Genomic DNA, 16,862 nt, shown 5'->3' on the forward strand with positions numbered 1-16,862 from the left:
ATCGTAGCCTCGCGGCACTCACACACCGTGCCAAACGGTGGTGATGTTGCAGAACTCCCGGATTCCGTGCCCGGACAGCTCACGGCCGTACCCGGACCGCTTCACCCCGCCGAACGGGAGGCCCGGATGGGACGCGGTCATCCCGTTGACGAACACCCCGCCGGCCTCCAGATCCCGGACGAACCGGTCGACCTCGGCCCCGTCCCGCGTCCACACGTTGGAACTCAGGCCGAAGGGGGAGTCGTTGGCGATGAGCACCGCCTCGTCCAGGTCGGCCGCCCGGTACAGGGTCGCGACCGGCCCGAACGCCTCCTCCCGGTGGATGCGCATCTCGCGGGTGACGCCGGCGAGGACGGTCGGCGGGTAGTACCAGCCCGGCCCGTCCGGCCGCTCGCCCCCGCACAGCACCGCCGCGCCGCTGCGCCGGGCGTCGTCCACCAGCTCCTCCAGGTCCGACCGCCCCTGTTCGCTCGCCAGCGGGCCGACCTCCGTCTCCTCCGCCAGCGGGTCGCCGACCCGCAGCGCCGCCATCCCGGCCACGAACCGTTCGGCGAACGCGTCGTACACGTCCGTGTGAACGATGAACCGCTTGGCGGCGATGCACGACTGCCCGTTGTTCTGCACGCGCGCGGTGACCGCCACCTGTGCCGCTCGGTCGACGTCCGCCGACGGCATGACCACGTACGGGTCGCTGCCGCCCAGTTCCAGCACCGTCTTCTTGACCATGTCGCCGGCGGTGGAGGCGACCGCCCGCCCGGCCGGCTCGCTCCCGGTCAGCGTCGCGGCCTTGACGCGCTCGTCGCGCAGCACCTCGTCCACCGCCCCCGACCCGATGAGCAGGGTCTGGAAACAGCCCTCGGGGAAGCCCGCCCGATGGAACAGGTCCTCCAGGTAGAGGGCGGTCTGCGGGACGTTCGAGGCGTGCTTGAGCAGGCCCACGTTGCCCGCCATCAGCGCCGGCGCGGCGAACCGGACCACCTGCCACAGCGGGAAGTTCCAGGGCATCACCGCGAGCACCGGACCCAGCGGCCGGTAGCGGACCAGGGCGCGCGAGGCGCCGGAGTCCTTCACGTCGGCGGCGGCCGGCTCCTCGTCGGCCAGCAGCTCCTGCGCGTGCTCGGCGTACCAGCGCATCGCCTTGGCGCACTTCGCGGCCTCCGCGCGCGCCTGCTTCACCGGCTTGCCCATCTCGGTGGTCATGACCCGGCCGATGTCGTCCTGGTCCTCGTCGAGCAGGTCGGCGGCCCGGTCGAGCAGCCGGGCGCGCTCGGCGAACGTCGTCGTCCGGTACGTACGGAACGTGGCCTCCGCGAGCTGGAGCCGCCGCTCCAGCTCCTCCTCGCCCATGGCCTCGTATGTCTTGAGCGTCTCGCCGTTCGCCGGGTTCACCGTCGCGATGGGCATGACCGACCTCCTGAAGAGCTGGCTGTGCTTCGACCTTCCCGCGCCGGACCCGAGGCCGCAACGCGTGCGCGTCCGCTCAGCCCGAGTGCTCCGCCAGCCGGTCGAGAAACGCGGCCTGCGCCGTGACGATCACCTCGCGCGCCCGGTCGAGTCCGAACCAGGCGACCCGGTCCAGCTCCGGGAACTCCTGGATCCGTCCCGACCTCGGCGGCCACTCCATCGTGAACGTGCCGGGTACGATCGCCGCCGGATCGAGGTCCGCCTCGACGGCCCACGCGGTGACGATCTTGCCGTTGGTCTGCCGGACCTCGCCGAGCGCGATCGCCTCGCCGTCGGGCGGCGGCAGTCCCAGCTCCTCCCGGAACTCCCGGCGGGCCGCCTCCCAGGCCGGTTCGCCGGGCTCGTACTCGCCCTTCGGCACGGTCCACGCCCCGGCGTCCTTCTTCGCCCAGTACGGGCCGCCCATATGGCCGAGCAGCACCTCCGGCCCGCCGCCGGTGCGCCGGAACAGCAGCAGTCCCGCGCTGCGTCGGGGCGGCGCCGGCGTCACGGGCGTACCTCCGGGTGGGCGGCGAGCAGGGTCTCCACCGTGTCCGCCTCCTGCGGGCGCTTGTCCTCGCGGTAGCGGAGCACACGGGCGAAACGGAGGGTGACGCCGGCCGGGTAGCGGGTGGAGCGCTGCAGACCGTCGTAGGCGATCTCCACGACGAGTTCGGGCCGCACGGTCACCACGTACCCGTTCTCCTCCACGGCGAGCTCCTGGAGGCGTTCGGTCTGCCAGGCCAGCATCGCGTCGGTCATGCCCTTGAAGGTCTTGCCGAGCATGGCGAAGCCGCCGTCCGCGGTGCGGGCGCCGAGGTGCAGGTTGGACAGCTTGCCGGTGCGCCGTCCATGGCCCCACTCGGCGGCCAGGACCACGAGGTCGAGGGTGTGCACCGGCTTGACCTTCAGCCAGGACGCGCCCCGCCGGCCCGCGCTGTAGGGCGCGTCCAGGGCCTTGACCACGACGCCCTCGTGGCCGCGCAGCAGCGTCTGCCGCGAGAACTCCTCCGCGGCCTCGAGGTCGTCGGGGCCGGACACGACCGTCCGGCGCACCCGCATCGGCTCGGGCGTCAGCCGGGCCAGCTCCGCGTGGCGTTCGGCGAAGGGCAGGTCGAGCAGGTCCCGGCCGTCCACGGACAGCACGTCGAAGAAGACGGGGGAGACGGGCACCGCCTCGGCGGCCGCCGTCACGTCCACCCGGGAGCCGACGCGGCCGGCGGTCTCCTGGAACGAGCGGGGACGTCCCGTCTCGTCGAGGGCGATGACCTCCCCGTCCAGGACGAAGCGCGCGCCCGTCAACCGCCGTGCCGCCTCGGTCACTTCCGGCAGCCGGTCGGTGATGTCGTCGAGCGTGCGGGTGTAGAGACGGACGTCGTCGCCGTCGCGGTGCACCTGGACGCGGATGCCGTCCAGTTTCTCCTCCACCGCGCAGACGCCGAGTCTGCCGACCGCCTCGGCGACGGTGGACGCGCTGTGCGCGAGCATCGGCAGCACCGGCCGGCCGACGGTGAGGCGGAACGCCTCCAGCGCGGCCGGCCCCTCCCCGAGCAGCGCCTGCGCCACCGTCTGCAGCGATCCGGCCAGCATCACCGCCCGGCGCACGTCCGGGGCGGGCGCACCGGTCGCCTGCGCCAGGCCCTCCACGGCGACGGCGTCCAGCGCCCCCTGGCGGACCTCGCCGGTGAGGAGGGCGATCAGGAAGCGCTGTTCGTCCCCGGTGGCCGCACCCATCAACTCGCCGACCAGGCGGGTGCGTTCGGCCTGCGAGCCGGGGCCCGACACCTGGCCGAGCTCGGTGAGCAGGGCGTCCACCTCGCGCACCGTCAGGGTCGGCGCCTCGGCCGGGGCGACCGGACGGCCCAGCACCTTCCAGCCGACGCCCAGGCGGCCCTGGGGGAGCCGCCCGGCCAGGTAGGGGATGACGATGGGGACGTCGTCAGCCTCCGCGTCCCGGAAGAGTTCGGCGAGCAGGGCGATCTTGCGGGAGCGCGCCGAGGTGGCGGCGACCTCCCGGGACACGTCGGCGAGCCGGGTCAGCAACATGCAGCCATGGTGCAACGCGACAGCCACACCTACACCCGGGCCCGGCGCCACCGCCCGCGGGCGCCGTCCGCCCGGCCGCGGCGCCACCCTTGCGCGGCCGGGCGGGTCGGGCAGCGGCGCACGCCCCGGCACGGGCGGGCGTCGGCTGCGGACGGCCGCGCCGTCACCCCTGTACCGGGGCGTCCAGGTCCGCCATCAGCAGTTCCGCGTTGATCGCCGCTCCCGCGCGGTAGCCGCCGCCGGCCGCGTTCACGACCTGTTCGGCGAAGCCGGACGCGTTGCCGGCCGCCCACAGGCCGGGCACGGTGGTCGAGCCGCGCTCGTCGACCACCGGGTACGTGCCGAAGGGGGTCTCGTTCATCTCGGCGCCCAGCCGCTCGAGGAGGTCCGTCCGAGGCACGGCCCGGGGCGCGACGAACACCACCTCGCGTGCGTACGTGCGGCCGTCCGCGAGCCGGAGCCCGGTGAGCCGGTCGTCCTCGACGGTCAGCGCGGCCACCTCGCCGGGGACGACGTCCACATCGGCCGCGCGGAGCCTGCGCCGGTCCTCGTCGGTCAGCTCCGGCTCGGCGACGGTGTGCAGGAAGAGGGTGACGTCCTTCGACCACTGGGACACCATCAGCGCCTGGTGGACGCTCATCGGGGTCGTGGCGAGCACGCCGAAGGCCTGGTCGCGGACCTCCCAGCCGTGGCAGTACGGGCAGTGGAGCACGTCCCGGCCGAAACGCCCGGCCAGGCCCGCGACCGGTGGCAGCTCGTCCTTCAGCCCGGTCGCGACGACGAGCTGACGGGCGTGCACGGTCCGGCCTCCCGCGAGCAGGACGGCGAAGTCCTCGCCCCCGGTCACGTCCACCGCGCGGTCGCGGACCAGCTCCACGCCGTACCGCGCGATCTCCTCGCGCCCGGCGGCGAGGAACTCGGCGGGCGGCATGCCGTCGCGTGACAGATAGCCCTGCATGCGGGCGGCGGGCGCGTTGCGCGGCTCGCCCGCGTCGACGACCAGCGTCCGGCGCCGGGCCCGGCCCAGGACGAGTGCGGCGGACAGGCCCGCGGCCCCGCCGCCGACGACGATCACTTCGTACCGCTCGGTCATGGTGACCACCTCCGCGGCCACGGTCGCCGGGCGGATGCGGGATCGACAAACATCTTTGCCGCTTCGGCAAATGCGAGCAATGATCGAGGCATGACTACCGATGACGTGCTCGCGGAGGTCGGACCGAGGCTGCGGCGGATCCGCAAGGAGCGGGAGGTGACGCTCGCGGCGCTGTCCGACACGACCGGCATCTCCGTCAGCACCCTCTCGCGGCTGGAGTCGGGGCTGCGCAAGCCCAGCCTGGAGCTGCTGCTGCCGATCGCCCAGGCCCACCAGGTCCCGCTGGACGAGCTGGTCGGGGCGCCGCCGGTGGGCGACCCCCGGGTGCGCGCCAAGCCGCTCGTGCGCAACGGCCGCACCTTCTGGCCGCTGTCCCGCCAGCCCGGCGGACTGCAGGCCTTCAAGGTGCTGGTGCCGCAGCGCGAGGAGGAGCCGGAGCTGCGCACCCACGAGGGCTACGAGTGGCTGTACGTGATGTCCGGAAGGCTGCGGGTGGTGCTCGCGGAGCACGACGTGGTGATGACGGCGGGAGAGGCCGCCGAGTTCGACACCCGCGTGCCGCACTGGTTCGGCTCGACGGGCGAGGGGCCGGCCGAGTTCCTCAGTCTCTTCGGCCCGCAGGGCGAGCGCATGCACGTGCGGGCGCGGCCGACCCAGAGGTGACGCACGCAACGGTTCCCCTCGGGCAAGCGACCGCTTAGTATGCGTGGGACCAGGGTCCGACGACGCAGTCCCGTGGAGGCTCCGCATGCAGGCATGGCAGGTGCACGAGAACGGCGAGCCGAGTGAGGTGATGCGGCTCCGGGAAGTGGAGCGCCCCACGCCCGGCGACGACCAGGTCCTGCTCAGGGTGCGTGCCGCGAACGTCAACTTCCCGGACGCGCTGATGGTCCGGGGCCACTACCAGGTCCGGCCCCCGCTGCCGTTCACCCCGGGCGTGGAGATCTGCGGCGAGACCGAGGACGGCCGCCGGGTGATCGCCAACCCGTCCCTGCCGTACGGCGGTTTCGCCGAGTACGCCGTCGCGGACGCCGCCGCGCTGCTGCCCGCCCCCGAGTCGCTGGACGACGCCGAGGCCGCCGCGCTGCACATCGGCTACCAGACCGGCTGGTTCGGCCTGCACCGCAGGGCCCGCCTGGAGGCCGGCGAGACCCTCCTCGTCCACGCCGCCGCGGGCGGGGTCGGCAGCGCGGCCGTACAGCTGGGCAAGGCGGCCGGCGCGACCGTCATCGGCGTGGTGGGCGGCGCGGAGAAGGCCGCCGTCGCCCGGGAGCTCGGCTGCGACGTGGTGATCGACCGGCGGGCCGAGGACGTCGTCGGCGCCGTGAAGGCGGCCACCGGCGGCCGGGGCGCCGACGTGGTCTACGACCCCGTGGGCGGCGAGGCCTACACGCAGTCCGCCAAGGCCGTCGCGTTCGAGGGCCGGATCGTGGTCGTCGGCTTCGCGAGCGGGACCATCCCGAGCCCCGCGCTGAACCACGCCCTCGTGAAGAACTACGCGATCCTCGGCCTGCACTGGGGCCTGTACAACACCAAGAACCCGAAGCTGGTCCAGCACTGCCACGAACAGCTCACCGAGCTGGCCGCCCGCGGCGCGATCCGGCCGCTGGTCAGCGAGCGCGTGCCGCTCGACGGGGCCGCGGCCGCCGTGCAGCGGGTCGCCGACGGCGTCACCACCGGCCGGGTCGCCGTCGTACCGCAGAACGGAGCCGCCGCATGACCGACGCAGCCGAACTCAAGCGCCGCACCGCGGAGTTGCTGGCCGCACACCCGCCCGCCACGACCGCCCGGCCGGACTTCCTCAAGGCCCGCTTCGACGCGGGGCTCGCCTGGGTGCACTACCCGCAGGGCCTCGGCGGCCTCGGTGCGCCCCGCTCCCTGCAGGCCGTGGTGGACGCCGAGCTGGAGGCAGCGGGCGCTCCCGACAACGACCCGCGGCGCATCGGCATCGGCCTCGGCATGGCCGCGCCGACCATCCTCAAGTACGGCACCGAGGAGCAGAAGCAGCGGTTCCTGCGGCCCCTGTGGACGGGCGAGGAAGTCTGGTGCCAACTGTTCAGCGAGCCCGGCGCCGGCTCCGACCTCGCGGCGCTGGGCACGCGTGCCGTGCGGGAGGCGGACGGTGACTGGGTCGTCAACGGGCAGAAGGTGTGGACGTCCAGCGCCCACGTCGCCCGCTGGGCCATCCTCATCGCCCGCACCGACCCGGACGTGCCCAAGCATGCGGGCATCACCTACTTCCTCTGCGACATGACCGACCCCGGCGTCGAGGTCCGGCCGCTGCGCCAGATCACCGGCGAGGCCGAGTTCAACGAGGTCTTCCTCACCGACGTCCGCATCCCCGACTCGCGCCGGCTCGGCGAGATCGGCGACGGCTGGCGGGTCGCGCAGACCACGCTGAACAACGAGCGGGTCGCCATCGGCGGCATGCGCCTGCCCCGCGAGGGCGGCATGATCGGCCCGGTCTCCCGGACCTGGCGCGAGCGGCCCGAACTGCGCACCCACGACCTGCACCAGCGCCTGCTGAAGCTGTGGGTCGACGCCGAGGTCGCCCGTCTCACCGGCGAGCGCCTGCGCCAGCAGCTCGCCCTGGGCCAGCCCGGCCCCGAGGGAGCCGGCATGAAGCTCGCCTTCGCCCGCCTCAACCAGGAGATCAGCGGCCTGGAGGTCGAACTCCGCGGCGAGGAAGGCCTGTTGTACGACGACTGGACCATGCGCCGCCCCGAGCTCGTGGACTTCACCGGCCGGGACGCCGGGTACCGCTACCTGCGCTCCAAGGGCAACAGCATCGAGGGCGGGACCAGCGAGGTCCTGCTGAACATCGTCGCCGAGCGCGTCCTGGGCCTGCCCTCCGAACCGCGCACCGACAAGGACGTCGCATGGAAGGACCTGTCCCGGTGAACACACAGCCCGACCTGCTGTACTCGGAGGAGGAAGAGGCGCTGCGCGCCGCCGTCCGGGACCTGCTCGCCGACCACTGCGACGCGCCCGGCGTCATCGCCCGGACCGAGTCCGGCGCCCCGCACGACCTGTCGGCGTGGAAGGCCCTCTCCGACGGCATGGGCCTCGCGGGCCTGCTGGTGCCCGAGGCGCACGGCGGCCAGGGCGCGACCCACCGCGAAGTGGCCGTGGTGCTGGAGGAGCTGGGGCGCGCGATCGCCCCCGTGCCGTACCTGACCAGCGCCGTGGTCGCCACCGAGGCGCTGCTGGCCTGCGAGGACGAAGAACTGCTCGGCCGGCTGGCCTCCGGCCGGACGATCGGCGCCCTGGCCGTGGGGCTGCACCTCGCACCGGGCGCCGCCCACCGGGCCGTGCACGTCGAGGACGGCCTACTGCGGGGAGAGCTGACCGGCATCGCGGACGCGGTCGTCGCCGACGTGCTGCTCGTGCCCGGCGACGACGGCGGACTGTACGCCGTGGAGGCGGACGCCGCGACCGTCACCCCGCAGACCTCCTTCGACCTCACCCGGCCCCTCGCCACGGTCACCCTGGCCGGCGCTCCCGGCCGCCGCCTCGGCGACGCCGGGCCCGCCGTGCGCCGCGCACTGCGGGCCGGCGCCGGGCTGCTCGCCTCCGAGCAGTTCGGCCTCGCCGACTGGGCGTTGACCGAGACCGTGCGCTACCTGAAGGAGCGCAAGCAGTTCAACCGGCCCGTCGGCGGCTTCCAGGCGCTCAAGCACCGGCTCGCCCAGCTCTGGCTGGAGGTCGTCAACCTCCGTGCGGCCGCCCGCAACGCGGCCGACGCGCTCGCCACCGGTGAGGACGCCGATGTGGCGGTGGCCGTCGCGCAGGCCTACGCGGCTCAGGTCGCCGTGCACGCGGCCGAGGAGGCGCTGCAACTGCACGCCGGCATCGGCATGACCTGGGAACACCCCGTCCACCTGTACCTGAAGCGGGCCAAGGCGGACTCGGTCGCCTACGGCACGGCGGGCGCCCACCGTGAGGCGTTGGCCGCACTCGTCGACCTGCAGGCCCCCTGATCGTCACCCGGTGAAGCCCGCCCCACCCGGGGCGGGCTTTTCCGTGCGCCCGGGCCGAAGGAGTGAACGGACGGCGGCGGTCCGGCCAACTCCTGTCCCGCCCAGGTCCGTTCGGGACCGGTGGCCCTCATACTCCCTGTGGTTCGGACCCGCCCCACAGGGAGGCAGAACATGGCCCTCGTCACCCGCCGCAGAGCCCTCACCGCGTTCGGCGCCGCGCTCGCGGCACCCCTCGCTCCGAACGCCGGCAGCGCGTTCGCCGGCGAACACACGCGCCGTGCCCGCCCGTTGTGGCGCGCCCACGCCCACAACGACTACGAGCACCCCCGCCCTCTCCTCGACGCGCTCGACCATCGCTTCGGCAGCGTCGAGGCCGACGTCTTCCTCGTCGACGGCAGTCTCCTCGTCGCCCACGACCCGGTCGACCTGGACCCGGCCCGCACCCTGGAGTCCCTCTACCTCGCACCCCTCGCCGCCCGTGTGAAGGCCAACCGCGGCTCGGTGTACCGGGGGCACCGGCATCCGCTGCAACTGCTCATCGACATCAAGACCGAGGGGGCCGCGACGTACCTCGAACTCGACCGCCAACTCCGGCGTCACAGCGACCTGTTCACCACATATGCGCATGGCCGCGTGCACGCCGGGCCGGTCACCGCCGTCATCTCCGGCGACCGCGCGGCCCGCGCCCCGATGGAGGCCCAGACCGTCCGCCGGGCCTTCTACGACGGCCGGCTCGTCGACCTCGGCGCCACCGAGGCCTCGTTCGCGTCGCTGATCAGCGACAACTGGACGCTCAACTTCACCTGGCTCGGCGTCGGAAGCTTCCCCGAAGCCGAACGGCAGCGGTTGCGCGGCATCGTGCGCACGGCCCACGCGCGCGGACAGAAGGTGCGGTTCTGGGCCACGCCCGACCTCCCCGGCCCCGCCCGTGACGCGCTGTGGACCGAACTCCTCGCCGCGGGCGTCGACCACCTCAACACCGACGACCTTGCCGGTCTGGAGGCCTTCCTGGACGCCCGCCGGACGGCGTAGCGCTCCTCTGACACCACTCGTTCGGCGGACAGGTCCGCAGCACGGACGAACCCTCCGTTACGCCACACTTGCGGCCGAACGCCGTGAAAGCGGACGTGGCGGAGGAGGTTGACGATGGCGATTTCGATTTCCCTGGTGCTGTTGCTGGTGGTCCTGGCGGTGATCTTCATGCGCAACGGCGGCCTGAAGGTCTCGCACGCTCTGGTCTGCCTGCTGCTCGGCTTCCTGCTGGCCGGCACCAGCATGGCTCCCACCATCCACAGCGGCCTCACGGCGACGGCTGACATCGTCGGCAGCCTTCGCCCGTGAGGCCATGTCGGGGCGCCGGGGGCACCGCGGTTACCTGGTGAAGACCCCGATGCCGTTCGGCACGGGACGCTCCGCCCCGTCCGAGGGGTGGTTGCGGACCGTGACCCTCGTCGCGCCCGTCGGGCGGGCGACCAGCGTCGACGAGCCGCCGCCGTCCAGACTGAAGCCCTCGGTCGCGCCCAGGCCCTTCAGCGTGGCGGCGACCTCGGCGATGGTCAGGCCCCTGCGGTAGGCGGTGGCGCCGTCCAGCGCCAGCAGGAACACCCGCTTCCCGCCGTTGGCGATGCCCACGGCCGTGCGCACGGCCGACACCGACTCGTCCAGACCGGCCAGCGGCTGACCCCCCGACAGGACCGGGTAGCCGCCGACGGCGAAGGCGTACGCCGACTGCGACGCCGACCTCAGCCCGTAGCGCACCGCCACCCGTTGGCCCATGACGAGCCTCTTCAGGCGCTGCGCACCCGCCTCCCGCCCGACCAGGACCGTCGTGCCGGCCGTGATGGTCCCGCCGCCGGGCGTGGCCGAGACGGACACGACCCTGCCCTTCCTCAGCGTCACCTCGTACGTGCTGGTGCTGCACGCCGCGGCCCGTTCCACGTCCGTGCCGCAGGTGGCCCGCCTGCGCGAGGCGCCGCCCCAGTCCGAGGTGTACGCGCCGACGGAGTTCTCCGGCAGCGCGTATTGGTTGACGCCGCCCAACGGCAGCCGCCGCCCCGAGGCGGTGTACGACGCGTTGAGGGACAGGCTGTCCAGCCGGGCCCGGCCGTCGGCGGCGACGCCTACCACGGCCCTGGTGTTCGTGCCCGGCGGCAGTTCGGGACCGAACCGCTGGGCGTCGGGCACCGCGCCCTTGAGCACCCTCCCGGCGACGACCGCCGGACCCACGCTCGCCCCGGTCGCCGCGACGCCCGGGTGCTGCGCCTCGGAGATGTTGAAGAAGTCGCCGTTGATGCCGGCGACTGCCTTCTGGTTGTTCGCCAGCGTGGAGACGGCCGCGCGGGACGCGACCGCGCCGGGGTACAACAGCCCCAGCCGCGCATGGGTGTTGGTGAGATCGACGTTGAGCACATGCGCGTGCGTCGTCCCGGCGGCCCCCTGCAGGTCGTACTGGCGGTACGACACGCCTGCCGCCACGGTGGTCCAGGTCGCGGCGTCGGCCGAGGCGGCCCCCGCGAGCGTCGCACCGGCCGTGGTGCCGAGTGCGACGAGCAGGGTCAGAGACCTTCTGCGCACCCTGGACCGTTTTTGATGTCGTGTCACGGACCCCCCTGGGTAGTTCGGTGCGCAACTCTCTCATTACCTGCGGGAACACCTCCCTGGAGGTGGGCGGGAAGACCACGGGATCGGGTGAGGAATCGCACGATTCCGGGTGTCTTCCCGCCCTGTTCGGCCGTGCCGCACGACAGCCTGTGCTATCCCGTGCGCGCGACGCTCGCGGCTCGCGGGCCGGTCTCAGCTCGTCGGCGGCCGCTCCGGGGCGGGAGCCGCGTAGCAGTTCAGGGCCACGGCCTGGTCCGGTCCCCACTGTTGGACGCCGGCGCCGAGGAACTGCCAGCCGAGTCGCGCGTAGAAGGCCGAGGCGGGGTCGGCGGCGACCACGTCCAGGACCGGATGCAGACCACGGGCCCGCGCCGCCGCGACGGCCCGGCCCGCCAGAGCCGCCCCGAACCCCTGCCCGCGGGCCGCGGGAGAGACGTACAGCCGGCTGATCACCGCGGGCGCGGCACGGCCGGGACGGCCGCTCCACATCGTCGCCGCCAGGTCGCCCTCCCCGGCGGCGCACAGAGCGACATGTCCCACGACCCGGCCGTCCAGTTCGGCCGCCCAGCTCGCGAGCAGGGCGGCCGGAGTCAGCCAGGCGGCGGGATCCCGTGGCCAGTCGACCGGATAGCCGCTGTGCGTGTGCACCAGCGCGAGCGCGGCCACGCAACCGTCCAGGTCGGCCGGGAGGCGGGGGCGCACCACGACGCGCGGCGGGCCGGCGGGGTCAGTCGTCATCGCCGTCCGGCCGGGGGAGGGGAGCGTAGGGAGCGAAGTGGGCCGGGGCGTGGTCGATCGGCAGGTCCGGGCGCCAGGCGGTGAGGGACTGGGCGCTGCACACGAACAGCGACGGCGGCAGCCGGTCCAGCGCGTACCAGCGCCAGTCGCCGACGCTCTCGCCGGGCTGGTCGGCCGGTTCGCCCCGCCAGCTCGTGACGACGGCGCCGACCGTCATCCGCACGACACCGTCGACCTGGTCGAGGAGCGTGCCCAGCAGGTGTACGTCCGAGGGGGCCGCCCGCAGCCCGGTCTCCTCCCGCAGTTCGCGCACGACCGTCTCCGGCAGCGACTCCCCGGGTTCGACCGTGCCGCCCGGCAGCTCCCACGTGCCCCGGCGGTGACGGCCCAGAAGCAGCCCGCGGGGGCCGTGCAGGATGGCGCCGACACCGATCGCGGCGTGCGCGGCGGGCGGAAGGCCGGAGCGGGGACGGGACGAGACGCGCACCGGCCGCCGCGCCCGGAAGACGCGGTAGGCGGCCGGGTCGTCCGGGTGCGGCGACGTCACCGTCACCACGTCCTCGACGCGCAGCCCGTGCTCGGTGAGCAGCGTCTCCCACACCTCGGGGGCGGGCGCCCACATCCGGACCGTGGTCTCGCCGCCGCCCGCGAAGCGCAGGGTCTCGGGCCGGTCCTCCAGGTCCGAAGAGGGCCCCTCGCCGCGGGAGTCGGTGTGCAGCACGGAGAAGCAGAGGGTCCCGCCGGGGGCGAGCGCGGTCGCCAGGGCGGGGAGCAGCCGGCGCGGGTCGATGAACGGGACGGCGTTCACGGAGTAGATCACGTCGTAGGGCCGCGCCGCCCGCAGGTGCGCGACGGCGTCGGCGTGGATCAGGCGCAGTCCGGGCAGGGAACCGTACCGGGCCCGGGCCCGTTCGATCTGGCCCGCGGCCGAGTCGACGGCGTCGACGACCGCGCCGTGGGCGCGGACGAGCCGCGCGGCGTGCCGGCCCGTGCCGCACCCGAGGTCCAGGACCCGCCGGCCCCTCAACTCCCCGAGGAAGGACTCGTCCGGGCCCGCGCCGGGGAACCCCCAGTCGATCCGCTCCGCCTCCGCCGGCACGGTGCCGCGCCGCAGATGGTGCGTGGCGTAGGCCTGCCAGGCGTCGGCGTTGACGGACTCGGGTCCGCCGGGGGAGGGAGGACGGGGCATGGGCGGGGGCCTCCTGAGGGGCGCGCGGACGCTCGGTCCGGACGGTGGTCGTCGGGCCGGCGCTCGGGGCCGGCCGGACGATTCTTACCTGACCGTGCGTCGGACAACCATCGCCCCGCCCCCCTGTCGGTTCCCCCTGCCGGCGCCGCGTCGAGCACGCCGGCCTCAGCGCACGGGATGCTTGCTGAGGATGGACACCCGGTTGAAGGCGTTGATGGTGACGGCCACCCAGATCACCGCGGAGATCTGGTCCTCGGTGAGCACCTGGCGGGCCTCGGCGTACGCGGCCTCCTGCGCGTCGGCGTCGGTGGGCGCGGTGGTCGCCTCGGCCAGCGCCAGGGCCGCCCGCTCCAGGGGGCTGAACAGGCCGGTGTCCCGCCAGGCCGCGAGGACGCCCAGCCGCCGGGTGTCCTCGCCCGCGCGCAGGGCGGCCCCGGTGTGCACGTCGAGACAGAACGCGCAGCCGTTGAGCTGGGAGACGCGCAGGTTGACCAGTTCCACGACGATGCGTTCCAGACCGGCGTCGGCGGCGGTCGCCCGCACGGCCTCGGAGGTCTGCACCAGCGCGTGGTAGGCCTTGGGGCTCTGCTTGTCCACGAAGATCCGTCGGGTCATGGGTGAAGATCCAACCACCCTGGGCGGGAACGCGGCAGGGCGACCCTCAGGACGGCTCCTTCGACGGGATCGCCACGGGTACGGGGGCGTCCGGCGGGAGCAGTCCCTCGGCGCGCAGGTCGTCCCACAGGGCGTCCGGGACGGGGCGCCGCAGCTGCTCCACCGTGTCGGCCACCTCCTCGGGGAACCGGGCCCCCGTCAGGACGCTCGCGACCGCGGGATGGCCGAAGGGGAAGCGCAGCGCGGCGGCGCGCAGCGGCACCCCATGACGTTCGGTCACCTCCAGCAGCCGCAGCGCCCGGTCGAGCACCGGCCGCGGAGCGGGGGCGTAGTCGTACGTGGCGCCGGGCCGGGGGGCCGTCAGCAGCCCGGAGTTGAACACTCCGCCGATGACCACGCTCCGGCCGCGGGCGACCGCCTCCGGGAGCAGTTCGGAGAGCCCGTCCTGTTCCAGGAGGGTGTAGCGGCCGGCCAGCAGCACCACGTCGATGTCGGTCTCGCGCAGGAAGCGGGCGGGCAGGGCGGACTGGTTCATGCCCACGCCGATCGCCCCGATCACGCCTTCGGCGCGCAGCCGCTCCAGCGCCGGGTACGCCTCGCGCAGAGCCTGTTCGGCGTGGTCGTCGGGATCGTGCAGCAGAGCGATGTCGACCCGGTCGAGGCCGAGGCGCTCCAGGCTCGCCTCCAGGGAGCGCAGCACCCCGTCGGCGCTGAAGTCCCAGACGCGGCGGTGGGTGGCCGGGACGGCGAAGCCGTGGGCGAGGTCGTCCTCGGCGCCGCCGCCCGGGTTCGGCACGAGCAGCCGTCCCACCTTGGTGGAGACGGTGTAGGTGTCCCGGGCCCGGCCGCGCAGCGCCGCGCCCAGCCGCCGCTCCGACAGACCGAGCCCGTAGTGGGGCGCGGTGTCGAACGTGCGGATCCCGGCCTCCCAGGCGGCCTCCACCGTGGCGTGGGCGGTGTCGTCGGCGACCGGGTGGAAGAGGTTGCCGAGGGCCGCGCAGCCCAGCGCCAGTTCCGAGACCGGAACCGGGCTGCCGCCCAGCCTGCTGGTCCTCACGAGCGGTCCAGCGGCCGCAGCCGCAGCCCCTGCATGCCGCCGTCCACGGCGAGCGCGGTGCCGGTCACGGACGCCGCGGCCGGGCCGGCCAGGTAGACGATGGCCGCGGCGACCTCGTCCGCGGTGACCAGGCGTCCCATGGGCTGCCTGGCGTTGAGGGCGGCGCGCTCGCTCTCGGGGTCGTCCGCGGCGTCGAGGAGCCGGGAGACCCACGGGGTGTCGGCGGTGCCGGGGTTGACGCAGTTGACGCGGATGCCCTCGCGCACGTGGTCGGCGGCCATGGCGAGCGTCAGGGACAGCACCGCACCCTTGCTGGCGCAGTACAGGGCGCGCTGCGGGAGGCCCGCGGTGGCGCCGATCGAGCAGGTGTTGACGATCGCCGCGTGGGACGAGCGCCGCAGATGGGGCAGGGCGGCCCGGGTGGTGCGCACCATGCCGAGGACGTTGACGTCCATGACCCGGCGCCAGTCGTCGTCGGAGTTGTCCTCGACCGTGCCGATGGCGCCGATCCCCGCGTTGTTCACGAGGATGTCCAGGCCGCCGAGCCGTTCGGCGGCCTCGGCGACGGCCGCCCGCACCGAGGCGTCGTCCGTGACGTCGGCCCTGAGGCCGAGCAGGGGTTCGCCGACGGCGCCCGGGTCGAGGTCGAGCACGGCCACCGCCGCGCCCTGCGCGGCCAGTGCGCGGGCCGTGGCGAGCCCGATGCCGGACGCGCCCCCGGTGACGGCCGCCCTGAGTCCTGCCAGACCGGTCATGCGGCGTCCTCCTGAGCGGCGCGGTCGGCGACCCAGAAGGCCCCGTCCGGGTAGCGGTATGCGGCGATGGACTCCTCCCGCATGGTGGCGGAGAAGCCGGGGACGACCGGAGCGGTGTAGTGGCCGTCGCGCATCACCACGGGTGCGGTGAAGTGCTCGTGGAGGTGGTCGACGAACTCGATGACCCGGTCCTCGGTGGTGCCGGACAGCGCCAGGTAGTCGAACATCGACAGGTGCTGCACCAGCTCGCACAGCCCGACCCCGCCGGCGTGCGGGCAGACCGGCACCCCGAACTTCGCGGCGAGCAGCAGGATCGCGAGGTTCTCGTTGACGCCGCCGACCCGGGCCGCGTCGATCTGCAGCACGTCGATGGCGCCGGCCTGGAGGAGTTGCTTGAAGACGATGCGGTTCTGCACGTGCTCGCCGGTGGCGACCTTCACGGGGGCGACCGCCCGGCGCACGGCGGCGTGGCCGAGGACGTCGTCGGGGCTGGTGGGCTCCTCGATCCAGTACGGGTCGAACTCGGCGAGCGCGTTGACCCAGTCGATCGCCTCGTCCACGTTCCAGCGCTGGTTGGCGTCGATGGCGACGCGGATCCCGTCGCCGACGGCCGCACGGGCCGCGCGCAGTCTTCGGACGTCGTCGTTCAGGTCGGCGCCGACCTTCAGCTTGATCTGCGTGAAGCCGTCGGCGACGGCCTCCTTGGCCAGCCGGGTGAGCTTGTCGTCGCTGTAGCCGAGCCAGCCCGGAGAGGTGGTGTATCCGGGGTAGCCGCGCTCCAGCAGGATCGTCTCGCGCTCCGCAAGCCCCGTCCGGCCCTCGCGCAGCAGGGTGAGGGCGTCCTCGGGGGTGAGGGCGTCGGCGATGTAGCGGAAGTCGACCTGGGAGACCAGCCATTCGGGGTCGGCGTGGGCGAGCAGCTGCCACAGCGGTCTGCCCGCTCGCTTGGCGGCCAGGTCCCACACGGCGTTGACCACGGCGCCGATCGCCATGTGCATCACGCCCTTCTCGGGACCGAGCCAGCGCAGCTGGCTGTCCCCGATCAGGTCGCGGCTGAGCGAGCCCGGGTCGGCGCACAGCTCCTCGACGGAACGGCCCACGACATGGGGGCGCAGCGCCCCGATCGCGGCGACCTGGACGTCGTTGCCGCGTCCGATGGTGAAGGTGAAGCCGTGGCCCTCCAGCCCGTCGGCGGCGTCCGTGCGCAGCACCACGTAGGCGGCGGAGTAGTCGGGGTCCGGGTTCATCGCGTCGGAGCCGTCCAGCTCCCGCGAGGTCGGGAAGCGGACGTCGAAGGTGTCGACCGCGGTGATCCGGGCGGAGATCGGAGTCAAGGGAGTGCCTT

17 protein-coding genes are annotated in these 16,862 nt (G+C 73.9%); 6 read left to right on the plus strand and 11 right to left on the minus strand.

The features are described from left to right. Window positions 1–18: 18 nt before the first annotated feature. The 4 genes from ACZ7DE_RS22590 to ACZ7DE_RS22605 form a co-directional block, all read right to left on the minus strand. A complete protein-coding gene (locus tag ACZ7DE_RS22590; protein WP_470763894.1) occupies window positions 19–1,404 on the minus strand; it encodes an NADP-dependent succinic semialdehyde dehydrogenase in 1,386 nt (461 codons plus the stop codon). Window positions 1,405–1,480: 76 nt separating this feature from the next. Next, entirely contained in the window at window positions 1,481–1,954 is a 474-nt protein-coding gene (locus ACZ7DE_RS22595; RefSeq protein WP_470763896.1) for an NUDIX hydrolase, read from the minus strand. Next, window positions 1,951–3,489 carry an ATP-dependent DNA ligase gene (locus ACZ7DE_RS22600; protein ID WP_470763898.1) on the minus strand — a complete coding sequence of 513 codons (1,539 nt, stop codon included), beginning with the start codon at window positions 3,487–3,489 and terminating at the stop codon, window positions 1,951–1,953. The genes ACZ7DE_RS22595 and ACZ7DE_RS22600 overlap by 4 nt, the downstream gene beginning before the upstream one ends. A 163-nt stretch (window positions 3,490–3,652) precedes the next feature. After that, entirely contained in the window at window positions 3,653–4,582 is a 930-nt protein-coding gene (locus ACZ7DE_RS22605; protein ID WP_470763900.1) for an NAD(P)/FAD-dependent oxidoreductase, read from the minus strand. Window positions 4,583–4,672: 90 nt separating this feature from the next. On the opposite strand from ACZ7DE_RS22605, the gene ACZ7DE_RS22610 reads away from it, so the two are divergent. The 6 genes from ACZ7DE_RS22610 to ACZ7DE_RS22635 all read left to right on the plus strand — a co-directional run bounded on the left by ACZ7DE_RS22610 (window position 4,673) and on the right by ACZ7DE_RS22635 (window position 9,903). Next, complete coding sequence (locus tag ACZ7DE_RS22610) at window positions 4,673–5,245, plus strand: helix-turn-helix domain-containing protein (RefSeq protein WP_470763902.1); 573 nt, start codon at window positions 4,673–4,675, stop codon at window positions 5,243–5,245. Between the two features lie 85 nt (window positions 5,246–5,330). Further along, entirely contained in the window at window positions 5,331–6,302 is a 972-nt protein-coding gene (locus ACZ7DE_RS22615) for an NADPH:quinone oxidoreductase family protein (RefSeq protein WP_470763903.1), read from the plus strand. Further along, window positions 6,299–7,483, plus strand: a complete 1,185-nt coding sequence (locus ACZ7DE_RS22620) for an acyl-CoA dehydrogenase family protein (RefSeq protein WP_470763904.1) — start codon at window positions 6,299–6,301, stop codon at window positions 7,481–7,483. Before ACZ7DE_RS22615 ends, ACZ7DE_RS22620 begins: the two co-directional genes overlap by 4 nt. Next, window positions 7,462–8,562, plus strand: a complete 1,101-nt coding sequence (locus ACZ7DE_RS22625) for an acyl-CoA dehydrogenase family protein (protein ID WP_470763906.1) — start codon at window positions 7,462–7,464, stop codon at window positions 8,560–8,562. The genes ACZ7DE_RS22620 and ACZ7DE_RS22625 overlap by 22 nt, the downstream gene beginning before the upstream one ends. 171 nt (window positions 8,563–8,733) lie before the next feature. Continuing rightward, window positions 8,734–9,594, plus strand: coding sequence for a phosphatidylinositol-specific phospholipase C/glycerophosphodiester phosphodiesterase family protein (locus ACZ7DE_RS22630; RefSeq protein ID WP_470763908.1), 861 nt, complete (start codon window positions 8,734–8,736; stop codon window positions 9,592–9,594). Between the two features lie 114 nt (window positions 9,595–9,708). Beyond that, window positions 9,709–9,903 (plus strand): hypothetical protein, encoded by a 195-nt coding sequence (locus tag ACZ7DE_RS22635; protein ID WP_470763910.1) that lies wholly within the window; start codon window positions 9,709–9,711, stop codon window positions 9,901–9,903. Window positions 9,904–9,933: 30 nt separating this feature from the next. On the opposite strand, the gene ACZ7DE_RS22640 is transcribed toward ACZ7DE_RS22635, so the two are convergent. From ACZ7DE_RS22640 to ACZ7DE_RS22670, 7 genes are all read right to left on the minus strand, one after another. Continuing rightward, entirely contained in the window at window positions 9,934–11,136 is a 1,203-nt protein-coding gene (locus ACZ7DE_RS22640; RefSeq protein WP_470763912.1) for a phosphodiester glycosidase family protein, read from the minus strand. A 219-nt stretch (window positions 11,137–11,355) separates the two neighbouring features. Next, window positions 11,356–11,901, minus strand: a complete 546-nt coding sequence (locus tag ACZ7DE_RS22645) for a GNAT family N-acetyltransferase (RefSeq protein ID WP_470763914.1) — start codon at window positions 11,899–11,901, stop codon at window positions 11,356–11,358. Beyond that, window positions 11,891–13,090 carry an NUDIX domain-containing protein gene (locus tag ACZ7DE_RS22650; RefSeq protein ID WP_470763915.1) on the minus strand — a complete coding sequence of 400 codons (1,200 nt, stop codon included), beginning with the start codon at window positions 13,088–13,090 and terminating at the stop codon, window positions 11,891–11,893. The genes ACZ7DE_RS22645 and ACZ7DE_RS22650 overlap by 11 nt, the downstream gene beginning before the upstream one ends. A 165-nt stretch (window positions 13,091–13,255) precedes the next feature. Next, window positions 13,256–13,705, minus strand: a complete 450-nt coding sequence (locus ACZ7DE_RS22655) for a carboxymuconolactone decarboxylase family protein (RefSeq protein ID WP_470763917.1) — start codon at window positions 13,703–13,705, stop codon at window positions 13,256–13,258. Window positions 13,706–13,751: 46 nt separating this feature from the next. After that, complete coding sequence (locus tag ACZ7DE_RS22660; RefSeq protein WP_470763919.1) at window positions 13,752–14,762, minus strand: aldo/keto reductase; 1,011 nt, start codon at window positions 14,760–14,762, stop codon at window positions 13,752–13,754. Then, window positions 14,759–15,517 carry an SDR family NAD(P)-dependent oxidoreductase gene (locus tag ACZ7DE_RS22665; protein ID WP_470763920.1) on the minus strand — a complete coding sequence of 253 codons (759 nt, stop codon included), beginning with the start codon at window positions 15,515–15,517 and terminating at the stop codon, window positions 14,759–14,761. The genes ACZ7DE_RS22660 and ACZ7DE_RS22665 overlap by 4 nt, the downstream gene beginning before the upstream one ends. Next, window positions 15,514–16,851, minus strand: coding sequence for an L-fuconate dehydratase (locus tag ACZ7DE_RS22670; RefSeq protein ID WP_470763922.1), 1,338 nt, complete (start codon window positions 16,849–16,851; stop codon window positions 15,514–15,516). Before ACZ7DE_RS22670 ends, ACZ7DE_RS22665 begins: the two co-directional genes overlap by 4 nt. Between the last annotated feature and the right edge of the window lie 11 nt (window positions 16,852–16,862).

It is taken from the genome of Streptomyces sp. NPDC037083 (genome assembly GCF_055606485.1).